The 18,293-nt window shown below is 31.4% G+C and carries 16 protein-coding genes and 2 tRNA genes; 13 read left to right on the forward strand and 5 right to left on the reverse strand.

Translation table 11 applies throughout. The features are described 5' to 3' along the window. Positions 1-62: 62 nt before the first annotated feature. Entirely contained in the window at positions 63-2,456 is a 2,394-nt protein-coding gene (locus OZP06_RS10430; RefSeq protein ID WP_269221795.1) for a DUF5916 domain-containing protein, read from the reverse strand. A 187-nt stretch (positions 2,457-2,643) separates the two neighbouring features. On the opposite strand from OZP06_RS10430, the gene OZP06_RS10435 reads away from it, so the two are divergent. Further along, the gene (locus OZP06_RS10435; protein ID WP_269221796.1) at positions 2,644-3,366 is read left to right on the forward strand and encodes a murein L,D-transpeptidase catalytic domain family protein; all 723 of its coding nucleotides are present in this window, start codon (positions 2,644-2,646) and stop codon (positions 3,364-3,366) included. Here OZP06_RS10435 and OZP06_RS10440 read toward each other — a convergent pair. After that, on the reverse strand, positions 3,355-4,932 hold the full coding sequence (locus OZP06_RS10440; protein ID WP_281323691.1) for a L,D-transpeptidase family protein: 1,578 nt from the start codon (positions 4,930-4,932) through the stop codon (positions 3,355-3,357). The genes OZP06_RS10435 and OZP06_RS10440 overlap by 12 nt on opposite strands. 553 nt (positions 4,933-5,485) lie before the next feature. On the opposite strand from OZP06_RS10440, the gene OZP06_RS10445 reads away from it, so the two are divergent. Together OZP06_RS10445 and OZP06_RS10450 are read left to right on the forward strand one after the other, a co-directional pair. Further along, a tRNA-Gly gene (locus OZP06_RS10445) sits at positions 5,486-5,558 on the forward strand. Positions 5,559-5,606: 48 nt separating this feature from the next. Further along, positions 5,607-5,682, forward strand: a tRNA-Gly gene (locus tag OZP06_RS10450). A 123-nt stretch (positions 5,683-5,805) separates the two neighbouring features. On the opposite strand, the gene pepE is transcribed toward OZP06_RS10450, so the two are convergent. After that, positions 5,806-6,513 (reverse strand): dipeptidase PepE, encoded by a 708-nt coding sequence (pepE, locus tag OZP06_RS10455; protein WP_269221797.1) that lies wholly within the window; start codon positions 6,511-6,513, stop codon positions 5,806-5,808. A gap of 352 nt (positions 6,514-6,865) precedes the next feature. Between pepE and OZP06_RS10460 the strand changes: the two genes are divergently transcribed. From OZP06_RS10460 to OZP06_RS10490, 7 genes are all read left to right on the forward strand, one after another. Further along, complete coding sequence (locus OZP06_RS10460; protein ID WP_269221798.1) at positions 6,866-7,639, forward strand: carboxypeptidase-like regulatory domain-containing protein; 774 nt, start codon at positions 6,866-6,868, stop codon at positions 7,637-7,639. Between the two features lie 14 nt (positions 7,640-7,653). Next, a complete protein-coding gene (locus OZP06_RS10465; protein WP_269221799.1) occupies positions 7,654-8,370 on the forward strand; it encodes a hypothetical protein in 717 nt (238 codons plus the stop codon). A 366-nt stretch (positions 8,371-8,736) separates the two neighbouring features. Continuing rightward, the gene (locus tag OZP06_RS10470; RefSeq protein ID WP_269221800.1) at positions 8,737-9,495 is read left to right on the forward strand and encodes a hypothetical protein; all 759 of its coding nucleotides are present in this window, start codon (positions 8,737-8,739) and stop codon (positions 9,493-9,495) included. Next, positions 9,492-9,992 (forward strand): DUF6702 family protein, encoded by a 501-nt coding sequence (locus tag OZP06_RS10475; RefSeq protein WP_269221801.1) that lies wholly within the window; start codon positions 9,492-9,494, stop codon positions 9,990-9,992. Before OZP06_RS10470 ends, OZP06_RS10475 begins: the two co-directional genes overlap by 4 nt. Before the next feature lie 65 nt (positions 9,993-10,057). After that, positions 10,058-12,301, forward strand: a complete 2,244-nt coding sequence (locus tag OZP06_RS10480; protein WP_281323692.1) for a M1 family metallopeptidase — start codon at positions 10,058-10,060, stop codon at positions 12,299-12,301. Between the two features lie 161 nt (positions 12,302-12,462). After that, a complete protein-coding gene (locus OZP06_RS10485; RefSeq protein ID WP_269221802.1) occupies positions 12,463-12,861 on the forward strand; it encodes a twin-arginine translocase TatA/TatE family subunit in 399 nt (132 codons plus the stop codon). Then, on the forward strand, positions 12,861-13,415 hold the full coding sequence (locus OZP06_RS10490) for a phosphatase PAP2 family protein (protein WP_269221803.1): 555 nt from the start codon (positions 12,861-12,863) through the stop codon (positions 13,413-13,415). The genes OZP06_RS10485 and OZP06_RS10490 overlap by 1 nt, the downstream gene beginning before the upstream one ends. Before the next feature lie 95 nt (positions 13,416-13,510). On the opposite strand, the gene OZP06_RS10495 is transcribed toward OZP06_RS10490, so the two are convergent. Next, positions 13,511-14,152 carry an O-methyltransferase gene (locus tag OZP06_RS10495; RefSeq protein ID WP_269221804.1) on the reverse strand — a complete coding sequence of 214 codons (642 nt, stop codon included), beginning with the start codon at positions 14,150-14,152 and terminating at the stop codon, positions 13,511-13,513. Positions 14,153-14,252: 100 nt separating this feature from the next. On the opposite strand from OZP06_RS10495, the gene rlmN reads away from it, so the two are divergent. Further along, positions 14,253-15,296, forward strand: coding sequence for a 23S rRNA (adenine(2503)-C(2))-methyltransferase RlmN (rlmN, locus tag OZP06_RS10500; RefSeq protein ID WP_269221805.1), 1,044 nt, complete (start codon positions 14,253-14,255; stop codon positions 15,294-15,296). Positions 15,297-15,400: 104 nt separating this feature from the next. Here the strand turns inward: rlmN and OZP06_RS10505 are convergent, their stop codons facing one another. After that, a complete protein-coding gene (locus OZP06_RS10505) occupies positions 15,401-16,258 on the reverse strand; it encodes a hypothetical protein (protein WP_269221806.1) in 858 nt (285 codons plus the stop codon). A gap of 286 nt (positions 16,259-16,544) precedes the next feature. Here OZP06_RS10505 and OZP06_RS10510 point away from each other — a divergent pair, with 286 nt between their 5' ends. Both OZP06_RS10510 and OZP06_RS10515 read left to right on the forward strand, forming a co-directional pair. Continuing rightward, a complete protein-coding gene (locus tag OZP06_RS10510; RefSeq protein WP_281323693.1) occupies positions 16,545-17,522 on the forward strand; it encodes a polyprenyl synthetase family protein in 978 nt (325 codons plus the stop codon). A gap of 173 nt (positions 17,523-17,695) precedes the next feature. Next, positions 17,696-18,253 (forward strand): RNA polymerase sigma factor, encoded by a 558-nt coding sequence (locus tag OZP06_RS10515; protein WP_281237933.1) that lies wholly within the window; start codon positions 17,696-17,698, stop codon positions 18,251-18,253. Positions 18,254-18,293: the final 40 nt, after the last annotated feature.

Genomic DNA, 18,293 nt, shown 5'->3' on the forward strand with positions numbered 1-18,293 from the left:
AAAAATTGTTTCAATCAATAGACTATCGAATTGTTGCAATGTTACAGTTTATGAGAAAAAGATTAAAATTTATTTTTTACCACATTGTAATCAATATAGTAGCGAATACTTACAGAGATAATGTTTGTCAAATTACTGTTGAAAATATTTTTTAAATTGGAGGAGAGGTCTTTTTCTACTTGACGAGTGTCTTCTAAACCATAGTTGCGGCATAAAATATACATTTGACTTCCAGGGGCAAACCACCAAGAATAGGATAAATCCAAGTTCCAAGAATTGTAATTTCTATTTTTATTAAGGTTATAAGAGGGATTTTGGGTAAGATAACCGTTATCTTGAAGCGTGAAAAACTCATGGTTTTCAGCATAAGACCAATAATAACGGACATCAAGATTAAGTGCCATTCTATTGGTTAAAGCAAATTTTCCTGTAAGGGTATTTTGTAGTGTTTCTCGATTTCTTTCGGCAAATACGATGCCATTAGTGTCACTTCCTACTCTGCCTCTATCATTTCTTTTGGTTAAATAATCAAAAGCATATTCTAGTGAGAATTGATTGTTGAATCTGTATTTTGGATTGATATAAATACCATAAGTTTGTCTGTTTTCTTCATCATATTGCGCTGTCGAAACTGTTGCGTCTACTGTTAAAGGGTGATTTCTGTTTAATTCAAATCCAAAATACGAAGTCAATCTTTTTGGAATATAAACATATCTTCCGCTAGCCAATGGTTGATAAAAATCAAAAGTTTCTTTTGGAGCGTATAAAACGGAAAATTCATAATAGGTGTTGTTTTTTGATTTGGCTCCTATTGTTGTTTTTAAGAAATTTTCCTGAATTTTTCCAGTTGTATTTTGAATTTCCAGATTGGCTTCTTCAATAATTTTAAAAGTATTGAAAATCGAGGTAGGATTTAGGATTCTATAGCTCGCATTGGCGTATGCTGCATGGTAATTGGTGTAAAATATGATTCCTAAGTCATTGACATCATAGTCTTCGGAAATGTATTTTCCTGAGAATTCATATCGAATTTTTCCACTTGTTTTTTTGAAACCTAAGGAAGTTTTAAACCCGTTATAATCTTCAGTAGTGTTTATAGTGCTGTATTTGAAATCACCATTTAAGTTATAACTGTTTTTTTTAGTGTTTAAATCAAATAAAAGACCAGCAACGTTAGCATCTCTAAAATCTCCATTTCGAGTAGTATTGGTATTTATAAAAGTAACAGATGAATTTTTATTGAATCGTTGATCTAAAACTACTACATTGTAATTGGCTAATGGTTCAATAACTTCTTTTCGAATGTTTTGAGTAACTGTGTCTCTTATTGTAGCAAAGGTTTTTTCGGTTATGGCGTTTAAAAAACCAACTCCCAATCCGTTTTTGGTTCGGCCTGATATTTTTATGGCATTCAGTAAATCAACAGTTCCGGGGTATTTAGTGACTACTTCATTTTTAGATAGATCTGGATATCCAGTAGGTTCCCCTCCGATTCTTCTGGAATAAAAGAGATTACCTTTTGAAAATAATTCAGTTCCTTCAGTAAAGAATGGCCTGTTTTCGTTCAATTGTTGTTCAAATGGTTCGAGATTTAAGACAATGTTATCGAATTTAGTTTGACCAAAATCAGGGACTAATATTGCATCTAGTGTAAAAGCATCATTAATTCCGTACTTGATGTCTAGCCCTCCCTTAAAAGTACTGTCTGATTGGTTGTCATCTTTTTGATTGTAAAAAGAAGCATAAGGAATAAAGAATAATCGGGTAGGGGTTTTAATGTTTTCTATGCCTTCTAAAATTCCATTTTGTGTAAGTTCGGCGCCAATTTTAGTGTCGATACGGTTCCATGAATAAATTTGTACATCACGTTCTATGTTTCTAAGAAAATTGACACCCCAAGTTTGTTTGTTTGTATTTGGGAAACGGATAGCTGCATATGGAATTTTCATTTCGACAACCCATCCTTGTTCAGTAATGGTTGTTTTGCTGTCCCAAATAGCATCCCAAGAATAATCATTGTAACTTTCAGTCGTAATACAGTCTATTTGAACTCCCGCAGCAGTAACATAAAATCTAAAATCTTGTTGGCCGTCATTAAAGCCATTAATGAATACCGAAAAATAATCGGTTACACCAAAACTATCTCTGTTTGTAATTTCTTTTTTTATTTTACTGGGGTTTTCATCATGCATAATGGCAGCGATATATACTGCGTCGTTGTCATAAAGAATTTTTACCTCTGTTTTTTTATTTTCACTAATTGGTTTTCCGTTATCTGGTTGATACATAACAAAATTTGAAGCTGTTTCGGCCGTATTCCATTCTTCTTCAGATACCTTTCCATCTACAAAAATCTTGGATGTAATAGACTTCGTATTAAGAGTCTTTTTTTGACCATAAAGCAAGGAGTTACTAAGGAATATAGAAAAAACTAAAATATTTAGAAATTTGGTCATAAAAAACTAGTGATTTGTAACAAAAGTAATATAAATTTTTAAAAAATTGTGTTTTTGAATTTTTTTTATAAAAAAGAAATATCGATAAAAAGTTAAATATTACCGATTAAATGCAAATTTATTTTGATGAGTAGTAATTGTTTGTATATTTGTAATCCCCAAAAGTTGGTTAACGAATAGATATACAATGGTTTACAAAGTTTTATTTGCTTCAATTTATATGTTTTTTTCATATTCATTTAAGGATAATGGTACTAATACATTAAAAACAGCTACAAATAGAAAAGTAGCTTCTAATTTGACTTCAAGTTTAGATACCAAAATTATAGAGGTTTATAAATCTCTAAAAGGGAATCGTTTTGAATTACCTAAATCAGAATGTTTTGCAGAAGCCTTAAAAGGATTTTATGCTTTAAAAGAAAAAGGTTTGGTTAAAAAAGACATTCTTGCAGTAGTAGATTTTAGTTTGTCCTCAAACGCAAAACGTCTTTGGATTATTGATTTAGTAAACAATGAAGTGTTGTTTCAATCTCTAGTGGCACATGGGAGAAATACAGGTGATGAATTTGCCAATAATTTTTCAAATACTCCAGAATCTTTCAAAAGTAGCTTAGGGTTTTATGCAACAGGAGAAGTTTATAAAGGAAAACATGGAGTTTCTCTAAAACTTGATGGTTTGGAGAAAGGGTTAAATGATCAAGCACGCAAAAGAGCTGTTGTAATACATGGCGCTGATTATGTTTCTGAAGCCTTCATAAGAGCACACAATCGATTAGGAAGAAGTCAAGGTTGTCCCGCAGTTCCTGTAGATGTTGCTTCAGATGTTATTGATATGATTAAAGGTGGAGCTTGCTTATTTATTTATCATCCATCATTGAATAAAACAAATAGAATGAAATTAGTTTCGTAATTGTTTGTATAAATCGGCATCAAGTTTGTAGATATCATCTCTAAAAATTAATTCGTCATTTTCACTCCACGCTGTCCAGTACCATTGGTATATGGCATAGCGTTTTTTTATTCCTATAAATAATGTTTCTCTTGTTGCAACAATAGAATCTATTTTTTCTTTAGAATACTGTACTGGATTGTCTAATAATAATTGAGCCAATTCCAATGGTTTTTCTATTCGAACACATCCTGAACTCAAGGAACGATTGTTTCTTTCAAACAAATTACGGTGATTCGTATCGTGTAAATAGACGCTGTGTTTATTTGGAAAATTAATCTTAACGACTCCTAGCGAATTGTAATACCCTGGTTTTTGAATATAGCGATAGCCTCTTGGTCTTTTTTCATTCCAATCTAAAGGGTCTATCTCCTTGTTTTTTGAGTCATAAATACCAATGCCTTTGTTTTTCAAGGTGTTTCTGTTTTTAATCATTTCGGGTAATAAATCTTCTTTCAGGATAGTTGGTGGTACGGTCCAAGTTGGGTTGAAAACTACGGTCTGTAAAATAGAGGTAAGGATTGGAGTTTTTCGATTAATTTTTCCAACAACTATACGTTTATTCATAGTGATTTTTTGCTTTTCTATTACGTTCAAACTATAATTGGGGATATTAATCAAGAGGTAGTTTTCTGCAAAGGATTTAGAAAACCATCTCCAGCGTTCTAGATTGGCTATGATTTGGTTTTTTCTTTCTTCTTTTGTGAAATTAAGAGCAGTTATAGTGCTTTTTCCAATAATGCCATCTGAAATTAAACCATGTCTAGTTTGAAATTTTTTTACAGCCTCAAAAGTATCATCATCATAAGTTGAAGTGATGCTGTCTTTGGCTTTTAAATCTTTCCAATACCTTAATTTTTTTTTGATGTTGATTACTGCTATGTTTTTTTTGTTATGATAAATTTTATCTTCTGTAACTATTAATGGAGTTTGTTCGTCAGGAAATTTATTGATAATTTGTAGGGCTTTTATCAGCTTTTGATATGTTAAAGCTTTTGGTTGGCATTTTTCAATTTCATGAATTAAAGAATCTTTTTCTATGGCATTGTTTAAAATAGTTTTAATGTCCAATTCATTAATATGTAAATCCCAGTTGTTGTAAATTTTTCTAGGATTGAGTTTGCCATTATGTAAGTGGGTTAAATATTTTTGAAAATTATAAGTTAGTAATAAGTCATAATTTATTTGTTCTGATTCATCTAGATCAGAGAATTTTTTTTCCAGTTCGGATAGCTTAGTGATGTTATAATCGTCTGGATTTAAACCTTCCGTCTCACAGTTTTTGATGGTTTTAATAATTATTTTTCTGTTGTTTTCAGATTGCCAAACCGTCTCGTTGTCTTTGGAATTATAGAATTCATTTAGTATTTTGCTTTTAAAAGGAGCATATAAAAGTGTGTCAATAGCAAGGATCGATCCATCTTTATCATTTTTTTTTGAGTCTGTTAATGAGTCAATATTTATGATAGAGTCTTTTTTGCAGCTTACAAAAGCCATAAATATAATAAGGAAGGAAAGTTTATTCATTAATTCAGTTTTTATAATTAATCAATGTTGACTTACAAATTTTAAAGTAAAACAGTCGTAACTATATAAGGTGTTTAATTTTTTCAAAAGCATATAAAAGCTATTTGTGAATTAAACAAGAGCAGTTGAGGTTTTGTATGGTGTTTTCACAATACAATAGTAGCTTTTCTTGTTTTATTTATATCTAAAACTACCATTCTCTGATTTTTAATTATTTTTAGAGTACAAAGATGCTATTATTATTTTAGTATACTGAAATATTTCTTGTTAATTTATGCTTTTTAGAAACAGTCAATATGATTTTAGTGGATCTATTGTATTCTTTAAAATGAAATAATAGTATTGGTTTTACTTTTCAAATGATAGCTTACCTTTTAGTAAATGTTTCTAAAGAGGTTGTTTTTTGAATATTTTGTATGGTAATTAAAAAAAAATTAATACATAACTTTTTAGTTTTAAAATGGTTGAAAAATACTTCGTTATTCTTGCGTTTATTTTTGAAAAAAAATTTGCAAATAACTGTTTTTATTGTTTATCTTTGCACCTCAATAATGCGAAAGTAGCTCAGTTGGTAGAGCTCCAGCCTTCCAAGCTGGTTGTCGCGAGTTCGAGCCTCGTCTTTCGCTCTAAAATCAAATTTTATTTGATTGTAAAGGGAATTTTTAATGATTAATGCGAAAGTAGCTCAGTTGGTAGAGCTCCAGCCTTCCAAGCTGGTTGTCGCGAGTTCGAGCCTCGTCTTTCGCTCCAAAAACCTCAAATGAAAATTTGAGGTTTTTTTTTTACTCAAAAAATTATTTTTTTATGTACCATTAAGATATTAAATAACTTGATATCTTAATGGTCTATTTTTTTAATTTGAGTTTGAATGCTTTAATTTAAAAAACTCAAATCACTTCCTGTTTCTAGTTCTTCGGGTAATAGGTTTTGCCTAAAAAGGCGAGCTTGTAAATTTCCTTTTAAAGTGATTTTGTCTCCTTTAACCTCTAGCCAGCTTCCTTCGCGTAATCCTAAAACGGGTAAAGTATTAAACGCATGAAACTCTTTTATTCTCGTTTCTCTTGTTTCCCCCATGTGTTGGGATTGATGGTCCGGGTCTAAATAATGTGGATTTAAATTGAATGGGATTAACCCTAAAGTTTGAAAACTCGGTGGATAAATAATTGGCATATCATTTGTAGTTTGCATGGTCAATCCGCAAATGTTGCTTCCGGCGCTTGTTCCTAAATAAGGTGTACCGGCCTTTACGGTATCTGCAAGAATATTCATAAGGTCATTTTTGTACAATTGAGTAACCAGTAAAAAGGTATTACCTCCACCAGTAAAAATTCCTTCTGCATTATGAATAGCTTCTTGTGGGTTTTCAAATTCATGAATTCCTTTCACTACTATATTTATTTTACCGAATGCCTGTGCGACTTTAGAGGTGTACTCGTCATGGGTTATGCCGCTTGGTCGTGCATATGGAATAAATAGTATTGTTTTACAGTTTTGAAAATGCAATTGCAATTCGGGTAAAATATATTCTAAATAATCTCCGCCGTGAAGTGTGGATGTACTTGCTATGATACAGTTTTTCATTTTTTTTACTTTGTAAAATTTTAAGTAAAGGTATAAAACGATTGGTTTTTTAATGAAATAATCATTTTTTAATTAACAAACTTTTACCAAACCATTAATAATTAATTTGGATGGGTTTGGGATACTTTTACACTTTATAATTGTGACTATGGCAAAAGTTTTACTTTTTTTAATTCCGTTATTTATTTCGTTAAGCTTACAAATACAGTCACAAGAATTTTTTGAAAATGATTGTTTTAATAAGCGGAAAGCTAATTTTCATTTAAAAAAAAATGATACAAAACAAGCCTGCTGTGTTTTAGAAAATAGAGTTGTTGTTAAAAAAAGTACTCATTATAAACATAAATAGCTTGTGAAATATAATTTTACTTTTTCACTATTGTTTTTGCTTGCATCCGTTGGTGTAACTGCTCAAGTAACTTTAGCTAAAAGGATCAAAGGACAGGTTTCTTCGAATGGGATTCCATTAGAGGGTATAAATATCTTAAATACTTCCAATATAAATATGGTGGTTTCAGACTCCAATGGCTCGTTTTCGATTTTGGTTAATGAAGGAGATATCTTGAGCTTCTCGGCTGTTAATTATGAAACTTTGCGAAAATATATCAATACTAAAGAATTTAAAACTGGAAATATACTTGTTGATTTAACTCCAAAAAGTATCGAATTAAACGAAGTTTTTATAAATACGCGTCCTGATATTACTGCTGAGAATTTAGGAATAATCCCTAAAAATCAAATAAAATTGACCCCTGCAGAAAGAAAATTGCAAACCGCAGGAGATTTTAAGCCGACACACTTGTTGGGTGTATTGGGTGGAGCTTTGGCAGTTGACCCAATTTTGAATGCGATTAGTGGAAGAACAAAAATGCTTAAAAAAGCAGTTTCTGTCGAGAAAAAAGAGTTTTTAATGCTCAAATTACAAACCCTATTTGAGGATAAATATTATTTGGAAACTTTAAAAATTTCTAAAGATTATGTAAGAGGTTTTCAATATTACTGTATTGAGGATCCTGATTTTGTAGCATCTTTAAAAGGAAAAAATAAAACAATGTGTATGTTTTTAATAGTTGGATTGGCTACTAAATTTAATAAAGATAAGGCAACAGATACTGAAGTTCAATGATTTCAATTAATAATATGAAGAAAATTTTAATACTATTGTTTTTGTTTAATGGGTTTCAGTTTATGATTGCTCAAGTTAAAGAAGATAAAGTAATTACGGGTATAATTGCTTCCGATTCTACCAAATTGGCAGGAATCAGTGTGTTTAATTTTACTAATAAAATGATAGCTGTCTCTGATGCTCAGGGCTGTTTCTCTATTCAGGCAAAAGTGGGTGATATTTTAAGTTTTTCAGGAATTGATTATAAACTTCTTCGGAAATATGTTTACAAATTTGAGTATGAATCAGGAGCGTTGGAAGTTAATATGACTTTTAATGCTATCGAATTGGATGAAGTAATAATCAATAAATACGCCAATATTACCGCTGAAAATTTAGGGATTATTCCAAAAGGACAAATTAAATTCACTCCTCAAGAACGACGATTGTACTCTGGTTCTGGTGGCGTTCAAGGTTTTTTTAATTTTATTTCAGGAGAAAGAGATGTTCTTAAAATGAATGTTGAGATAGAAAAAAAGGAACTTTTATTAAAGAAAATGGAATATCTTTTTGGGAATAAATATTATACAAATACCTTGAAAATACCTCAGGAACTTATCAAAGGATTTCAGTACTATTGTGTGGAAGATCCTGAATTTGTTGAGTCTTTAAACTTTAAAAACAAAACAATGTCTATGTTTCTTATTACTAATTTAGCAACTGTTTATAATAAAATTAGAATAGAAGAATAATGTTTATAGGGTACTAATTTTAATAGTATAAAGTTGTTTTTGGGCCAACTTAAATTGTTGATCTTTTTCTGATTTATTGTGAAACCAATGGTAAAGGAAAGTGATTTTCATAAGCAATGCTAAATTTATAGTTGTGGATTTTTTGGTTAACAAAAATCGTGAATTCAAAAGTTTTTTAGAATTAAATAAAGAGTTAAATAAGAGATAATTTTTTTATACAAACCTTTGTTTTGTTGCTTTTTTAAAAAAATAACAGTTGTTCAAAGGGCTAAGAATAAAATAAAGTTGTAATTTTAATAAGTGAAAAGGCAATGTTTAAATTGAAAATTGCTTTATATTGCCTGTTTAATCTTTAAGTGATTGTAAATGAAAAATGTAGTAGTGATCTTCGTTTTGTTATTGAGTTGTCAACTTTGTTTAGGTCAAGTATTGACTCGAAAAACAGTGCATGGAAAAGTGGTAAACGATTCTATTGCCATCGAAAACGGGTTGGTTTTTAATGTAAATGCAAAAACAGGATCAGTTATTGACACAAAAGGGTTTTTTAGCATATTGGCCAAAGTTAATGATACCTTAGTTTTTACTAGTTTAGGTTTTAAAAGTAAAAAAGTGGTGCTGTCACAATCCGATATAGCATCTTCATTTTATAGAATAAAACTGAATGCTGTTGCGACGCAATTACTATCGGTTGTTGTTTATGCCAAACATGGACCACATCCTGAATTTGCAAATTCTCAAAAAATTGTAGACAAACAATATTACGATGACCGACAATCTTCTCCAGACAATATTTTAATGATGCCTACTGGTACAGGTGATCCCAATAATATGGACGTAATTCGAGTTTACCATAAGATTTTTAGGAATCTGTTAAAAAGCAATCCAACAAAAGAGGATTTGGTTTCAGAGATTAGTTTTACTACTCTAGCGATGCAGAATGTTAATTATTCTTTCTTTACAGATGATTTAAAACTAAAAGATGACGAAATTGGGCTTTTCTTATTGTTTTGTGAAAACGATCCAAAAGCTAAAACTTTTTCCAAAACTAATCAACAATTTGAAATAATGGATTTTTTGATTACTAAAAACAGGGAATTCAAAAATATTGCTACTTTAGAAAAATGAAAAAAAGAATAGCAATTTCTCTTGTATTATTGACGTTTTTTATGAGCAGTTTTGGTGTTCACAAATTTTATATGGCTATTTACCAAATAAATTATGTGCCCGAAAAGAAAATGCTTCAAATTACCTCTCGCATTTTTATTGACGATCTTAATAAAGCTTTAGAGAAAAAATACAATAAAAAGGTCTGTATAGGTAACGATAAGGAAACAGTCGAATCAATTGATCTTTTAAAGAAATATTTTTCTGAAAAATTGACTATTAAGGTGAATGGTCTTTCAAAACCCATACATTTTTTAAGTAAAGAAATGGATGGTGATGTATTAGTTTGCTATTTAAATTGTAAAGATTTATCAAAAATTAATTCAGTCGAAATTTTTAATTCCTTATTGCTGGATTGTTTCTCAGAGCAACAAAACATTATGCATATTAATGCTTACGGAAAGAAAAATAGTTTTCTTTTTACAGAAACTTCTACTAAACAAGTGTTAAAATATTGAGGAATATTAACAATTCTGTTTAAAAATGGTATTTTCACGGCCTATAAAAACTCCAATTTTAGTTTATGAGAACCATTTCTTTATTATTTATTCTTCCTACCATTTTATTGGCACAAGAAAAAACAGTAACGCCAGCTGTCAAACAGCAAGGTAAATACGATACCAACAAGTTTAGCCAAATGTATGATTTATTGGCTACTCCCAATATGTTTCGTACTGCTTCGGGTGCTCCAGGACCAGCTTATTACCAGCAACAAGCTGATTATAAAATTGATGTGGAACTAGATGATAAAAACGCGAAACTGAGTGGTTCCGAAACTATTACCTATTACAACAATTCTCCAGATAATTTAGAGTATTTGTGGATTCAATTGGATCAAAATCAAGCTGCTAAAAATTCGCAGTCTCCATTGGTTGAAAACGAAAAAATCGAACAAGTTTTGCCGGTTAATAAATTTACCAATGAGTATTTAAAACCGGGTTTAGAACGTGGTTTCAATATCGAATATGTAAAAGATGTAAAAGGTAGTCCATTGTCTTACACCATTAATCAAACGATGATGCGAATCAATTTGGAAACTCCAATGAAACCAGGAACCAGTATTTCATTCTCTATAAAATGGTGGTACAATATCAATAATTACCAACAAGATGGAGGTCGTTCCGGATATGAATTGTTTGAAAAAGAAGGTAATAGGCTGTATGTCATTGCTCAATTTTATCCAAGAATGGCTGTTTATAATGATGTCGAAGGTTGGCAAAACATGCAGTTTTGGGGTGGTGGAGAATTTGCTTTGCCATTTGGAAATTTTGATGTAAATATTACGGTACCCGCAGATCACGTGGTTGATGCTACAGGTGAATTAATAAATAGAAGCGAAGTTTTTACGCCAGAACAAGTTAAAAGATATGCTTTGGCTCAAAAAACCTTTGATAAACCTGTGGTTATTGTAACGCAAGCAGAAGCCGAAGCTGCGGAAAAAGGTTTTTCCAATCAAAAGAAAACCTGGAAATTTAGTGCCAAAAATGTTAGAGATTTCGGAATAGCATCTTCAAGAAAATTTATTTATGATGCGATGGCGGTTCAATTGAGCGGAAAAGTAGTTATGGCAGAATCGGTATATCCAAAAGAAGCTAATCCGCTTTGGGGAGAAACTTCAACGATGACAGTGGCTCATACTTTAAAAAGTTATTCTTCTCATACTTTTGATTATCCGTATCCAAAAGCAGTTTCTGTTTCGGCAGAAGATCAAGGAATGGAATATCCTATGATTTGTTGGAATTTTGGTCGTCCAGACGAAAACGGAAAGACTAGTGAACAAATTAAAAATGGAATGATTGGAGTTGTAGTTCATGAAGTGGGACACAATTTTTTTCCGATGATTGTCAATTCTGATGAACGTCAGTGGACATGGATGGACGAAGGATTAAACTCTTTTATGGAATACATGGCGGAACAAGAGTTGAATACAAATTTCCCTTCCAGACGTGGGCCAGCCAAGAATATTGTTCCATACATGAGCGGTGATCAAAAATTCTTGGAACCAATTATGTCAAATTCTGAAAATATCATTCAGTTTGGCAACAATGCATATGGAAAACCAGCAGCAGGACTTAATATCTTGAGAGAAACAATAATGGGTCGTGAGTTGTTTGATTATGCGTTCAAAATGTATGCTAACAGATGGAAATTCAAGCATCCAACTCCTGAAGACTTTTTTAGAACCATGGAAGATGCTTCGGCAGTCGATTTGGATTGGTTTTTTAGAGGTTGGTTTTATTCAACTGACTTTGTTGACATAGGAATTAATGAGGTAAAACAATATTATGTTACCGAAACGCCAACAATTGCTTTGAAAGATGCAAAAGTTAGAAAAGGTAGATTTGGGCAAGATAAAGGGCCGTTTGTGTATTTAATTGCAAACGATAATTCTGAATTGGATCCTAATATAAAGAAGCCGTTTAAAATTGATGAAGTAAGTTCACTTGCTGAATATATAAATCAAAAACTTACAGCGGAAGAAAAAACCAATTTAAAAAATCCAAAATACTTTTACGAAGTGGAGTTTAATAAGCCTGGAGGAATGCCAATGCCTATTATTGTTCAAATCACATATGAAGATGGATCTGTAGATAATTACAAATATCCAGCACAAATTTGGAGACAGAATAACGAAATAGCCAAAAAAGTATATGCTACCACTAAGGCCATAAAACAAATTCAAATTGATCCAAAACTTGAAACTGCTGATGTTGATGTATCTAACAATACTTGGCCAAAAGTGGAAACAAAATCTAAATTTGATTAATTTAAAGTAATTAAGCTAAGGTTCTAAGTTGCTAAGATTTTATAAGTTAAACGAAGACGTGTAGTCTGAAAAACTTAGAATCTTAGCAATTTTTTTTATGAAATAATTAAAAGACTAAGTTTGAAATTTTAATATCTTTGTCAGATTAAAAAGCAAAAATTATGTTTGGAATAGGAGGAGGAGAATTAGTTTTTATCATGTTTATCGTATTGATGCTTTTTGGTTCTGATAAAGTTCCTGAAATGGCGCGTACTATGGGGAAAGCTATGGCTCAACTTAAAAATGCTACTAATGATATTAAGAGTGAAATTCAAAAAGGTGCTGAAGCAAATGGTTTTGACCAAAAAACTTTGAATGATTTAACCGGAAATATCAATTCTGAAATTAATAAAGCCAAATCAAATCTTTTAGGAGAAACGACTAACACTTTTAACGGAATTACAGATACATTTTCTTCCGAAATTAATAAAACCAAGGATAGCGTTATAAGCGGAACTGTCAATGCAGATGGGACTCCATTAATAGACGATATAACTGGCCCCGTAAAACGTCAGATGTAATGCTAGAAAAAATACTCGCGCTAGATACTCAATTATTTATTTATCTAAACAGTTTAGGATCCGAAACCTATGATGGAGTTTGGTTAATCATAACCAAACAAGTCAATTGGATTCCCTTTTTTCTCTTATTGTTTTACCTTATATATAGAAAATTAGGAATCAAGCAAACAGGGTATTTATTGCTTTTTGTTGCTGTTTTGGTTTTGGCTACAGATCAAATAACCAATCTGTTCAAATACACTTTTCAAAGAATTAGACCTTGTAATAACCCCGAAATCAATACTTTTATAAGAGTCGTTCAAGTGCGTACCTCTTTTAGTTTTTTCTCTGGGCACGCTGCTAATACTATGGCGGTATCAACCTTTTTGTATCTTATTTTTAAGAAACAATTTAAGTATTTCGGACTGCTTTTTCTATGGCCATTAATTTTTGCTTACAGCCGTATTTATTTGGGTTTGCATTATCCTTTAGACATATTTTCTGGGTATTTGTGCGGATTAATTACTGGTTTTGTAATGTATAAAGCCTACCAATGGGCAGTACAAAGGATTTAAGATTTTTGATTAACGATTTAAAGATTTTAGATGTAAAAGACCTCATAAAACAGACAATTTCATATTTAGTAACACCAAATCTGCAATCTAAAATCTTAAATTACCCTACTCACCGTCAATCCATCACGAATAGGTAATAAAACCGTTTCTACTCTTGGATCATTTTTAAGTAATTGATTGTATTCTATTAGGACTTTGGTGCTTACATCGTTGGGATGAACAGGCTCTAATACTTTTCCGCTCCACAATACATTATCGGATAAAATAATTCCTCCTTTGTTCATTTTTGGTACAATTATTTCAAAATAATTCAGGTAATTTTCTTTGTCAGCATCAATAAAAACCAAGTCAAATTTTATATCTAAATTAGGAATAATGGCAACGGCTTCACCCAAATGCTGTACAATTTGTTTACCCCAAGGCGATTTGTCAAAATGCTTGCGCTGAAAATCAACCAATTCTTCCTTGATATCTATCGTGTGCAATTGCCCGTTCTCTTGCATACCTTCACACAGGCATAATGCGGAATAACCTGTGTATGTACCGATTTCCAAAATATTTACTGGTCGAATCAATTTAGACAACATACTCAAAACCCTTCCTTGAAAATGACCGCTAAGCATTCTAGGTAACAATATTTTTTGATAGGTTTCTTTGTTTAAAGCCGCTAATAATGTAGGCTCTTTTTCGGAGTGTTGCTCAATATAATCTTCTAATTCTTGGGAGATAAAATGCATTTTTCTAATTTTTGTCAAAGTTATCAAATTATCAAAACAACACATGAGCATTTCTGCGAATTGATGAAATAATTCAACAAATTGTCATTAAATTTGCACCATGCAAATCGAGAAAAAAGACATACGAGCCCTATCTAAAGATCAATTGAGAGATTTTTTTGTAACCAACGGAGATAAACCCTTTCGAGGAAATCAAGTCTATGAATGGTTATGGAGTAAAGGAGCACATCATTTTGAAGATATGACTAATGTGTCCAAAAATACTCGTGCTATGTTAGAAGGACATTTTGTGATCAATCATATCAAAGTAGATACCATGCAACGTTCTGAAGACGGAACGGTAAAGAATGCAGTTCGTTTGCATGATGGTTTGGTTGTCGAAAGTGTGTTGATTCCTACTCAAACAAGAACAACAGCTTGTGTCTCAAGTCAAGTAGGCTGTAGTTTAGACTGTAATTTTTGCGCAACCGCTCGTTTGAAACGAATGCGCAATCTAGAACCTGCCGAAATTTACGACCAAGTTATTGCTATCGATAAAGAAAGTAGATTGTATCACAATCATCCGTTGTCTAATATTGTTTTTATGGGAATGGGAGAACCGCTTATGAATTACAATAATGTTTTGAAAGCCATTGAAATGATTACTTCTCCAGAAGGTTTGGGAATGTCTCCCAAACGAATAATGGTTTCCACTTCGGGTATTCCTAAAATGATTAAAAAATTAGCCGATGATGATGTGAAATTCAAATTAGCAGTATCATTACACTCTGCTATTGATGAAATTCGTTCTCGAATTATGCCGTTTAGCGAAAATTTTTCTTTGTCCGATCTAAGAGAATCTTTAGAATATTGGTATCGAAAAACAAAATGCAAAATATCCTATGAATATGTGGTTTGGAAAGGGATCAATGATGATAAAGCATCGATTGATGCATTAGTGAAATTTTGTAAATATGTACCTTGTAAAGTAAACTTAATCGAATACAATCCTATTGATGATGGTGAGTTTCAACAAGCTTCTGAAGAATCTATAAATGCATATATAAAAGCACTCGAAGCTATTGGAATTGTTGTCAAAGTAAGAAGAAGTCGAGGTAAAGATATTGATGCCGCCTGCGGGCAATTGGCCAATAAAGAAGCATAGATCTAGCTATAATGTTGATATAAATAAAAAAACCTTAAAAGTGCAATTTCTGCTTTTTTAAGGTTTTTTTCTAGTTTGGTAAATAGCTAATTTCTAGTTAGATATTATTTTTTTAATTCAATTGTAGTTGTTACACCTCCAGTAGTTACTGTCGCAAGATTGTCACAGTCACCGTTTCCAAAATCAACCAAAGTTTCGATGTCATTTTTGACTTTCAAAACAGTTCCTGCAACTGGGAACGGTTGTTTGCAAGCCATAACATAACGTAACGGTGTTTTGATAATGCTGGATAATTTGTCGCCATTTGGCATAGTAGTAGTTCCGCTTCCAGTAACAAGGAAAACATTATCGTCCCAATTGCCCAAAGTGTCATAACCTTCTACCATTTCTTTAACTTTGTTCTCGGTTCTAGTATAAACAGAACCATCATCAAATGTCACGGTCATGTCTACAGCACAAGTGAATACGGGATGAGCAGTTGCTAACAGTTCAGTAGATTTAAGTGATCTGGTAATGGTTTTGCTTCCTTGTAGTTTTTTACCGTTGTGATAAAATTCATCAAAAGTATACGTAATCGTTTGTTCGGGAGTTGCGAAGTTACCAGAGAAAGTTAGGGTAATTTTTCCTTTCAATACATTTCCATTGTCAAGTGCGCAGCCTACTGTTCCAAAATCAATTGAACCTGTAAAATCCCCATTGGTTAGCGTCCAAGTTACAGTTGCGCAAGCAGGCAAAATACTTTTAATTTTTTCGCCAGACTTACTAGTAACGCTTTGTTTTACCAAAAATTGATCTTCAATAATATTAGAGACATCATTAATAGAAGCATCAATTTTAGCATCAGCATTAACTTGTTCTGTAGAAATAGCGGTTGGTGTATCAGCCGTTTTATCAGTTGAGTCGCAACTAATAAATAAGGCAATTGTCATAAATGAAGCAATAATTAAATTTTTAGTTTTCATAATTATAAATTTTATGGTTTGTTAATTCTTGTTTGATCTGTAAATTTCAAAATGGTTTAAATCAGCTGTTAAAAAAAATGCTGATCTATTAGAATCTATTGAGTAGAATTGTTATGATTAATTAGGGCTTTAAAATTTTTTATATTTATAAAGTTTTAATCATGTTTTAAAAGAATTTGAAGTCAGTTATACATTGCAAATTAAATATTGCCTCAGGACAAATAACGTGCACTTAATATTAATTGATTAACGTATTTTTATTTAAAATAGTATATTTGGCATCTAAATGAATATCACTACACAAATAAAGCAGCCAATAGTTTACGAGATGGAACTTTTTGAAAAAAAGTTCTACGAATCAATGTCTTCCAAAGTGGCGCTTTTAAACCGAATTACTTATTATATAGTCAATAGAAAAGGAAAACAAATGCGACCTATGTTTGTTTTTTTAATGGCAAAAATGGTTTCAAAAGGTTCAGTAAATGAAAGAACTTACAGAGGTGCATGTGTGATCGAATTGATACATACAGCAACATTAGTACATGATGACGTTGTAGATGATAGCAACCGCCGCAGAGGTTTTTTTTCAATCAATGCCCTTTGGAAAAATAAAATTGCTGTTTTGGTAGGTGATTATTTATTATCCAAAGGATTATTGCTTTCTATTGATAACGAAGATTTTGATTTATTGAAAATTATTTCAGTAGCAGTTCGGGAAATGAGTGAAGGGGAATTACTCCAAATTGAAAAAGCCCGTAGACTCGATATCACAGAAGCCATTTATTATGAAATAATTCGAAAAAAAACGGCTACCCTTATCGCCGCATGTTGTGCATTAGGAGCAAGATCCGTTGTTGAGGATACAGTTCAAGTAGAGAACATGCGTAAATTTGGTGAACTTATCGGAATGGCTTTTCAAATTAAAGATGATTTATTCGATTATTCAGATGAAGCCATTGGGAAACCAACTGGAATCGACATCAAAGAGCAAAAAATGACTTTGCCTCTTATTCACGTTCTCAATAATTGTACTTCAAAAGAGAAAAGTTGGCTGATCAATTCGATAAAAAATCATAATAAAGATAAAAAAAGAGTTAAAGAAGTTATCACTTTTGTAAAAGACAATCACGGATTGGCTTATGCCGAAAATAAAATGATAGAATTTCAACAGGAAGCATTATTGCTGTTGAATGATTACCCCGAATCCGACTATAAATCAGCCTTGATTTTAATGGTTAATTACGTAATAGAAAGAAAGAAATAAATAAACTTTGAGTCTTACTAAAAAATAGTTTTTATTTTCTAAATTGTTTACAAATAGTGATTTGTGTTATTTTTAAAATTAAATGATGCTTTTAATTTTAACTTTTTTTTAAATCCATGCAACCTTTTTACATTAATTCTCGTCTATAGTTATAGAAACACTTTTTAAACATTTTGAAAGTAATTAATTTATATCAGGAAGAAAATGAAATTATAGATTTGGCAGTCGCAAATAATCGGCAGGCACAACAACGCCTATATTCAAAATTTTCTCCAAAAATGTTGAGTGTTTGCAGACAATACATAAAAGACATACAACTGGCCGAAGATGTTATGATTACTGCGTTTATGAAAGTCTTTGTAAACTTAAAACAATTCGAAAAGAAAGGTAGTTTTGAAGGCTGGATTCGAAGAATTATGATTAATGAATGTGTCTCTTTTATTAGGGTTCAAAAAAAAGTTCATTTTTTAGATGATTCTGTTGGTTTTGAAGAAACAGATAACGAAACCAATATTCAGTTTTCTATTGAAGACATTCAAAGTTTAATTGATAGTTTACCCGATGGTTACAAAATCGTTTTTAATTTATTTGCAATTGAAGGATATAAGCATAAAGAAATTGCTAGTATGCTTTCTATTAATGAAGGTACTTCTAAATCACAATTTGCTCATGCTCGAAGAATTTTAAAAAATCAAATTACTATTTTAAAAAATAAAGAGAAGTATTCTTGAGTAATACAATTTGAATATTTTTTTGAATTAAGAAATATAG

Origin of the sequence: Flavobacterium sp. IMCC34518, assembly GCF_027111095.2 — a bacterium.
GTDB lineage: Bacteria > Bacteroidota > Bacteroidia > Flavobacteriales > Flavobacteriaceae > Flavobacterium > Flavobacterium praedii.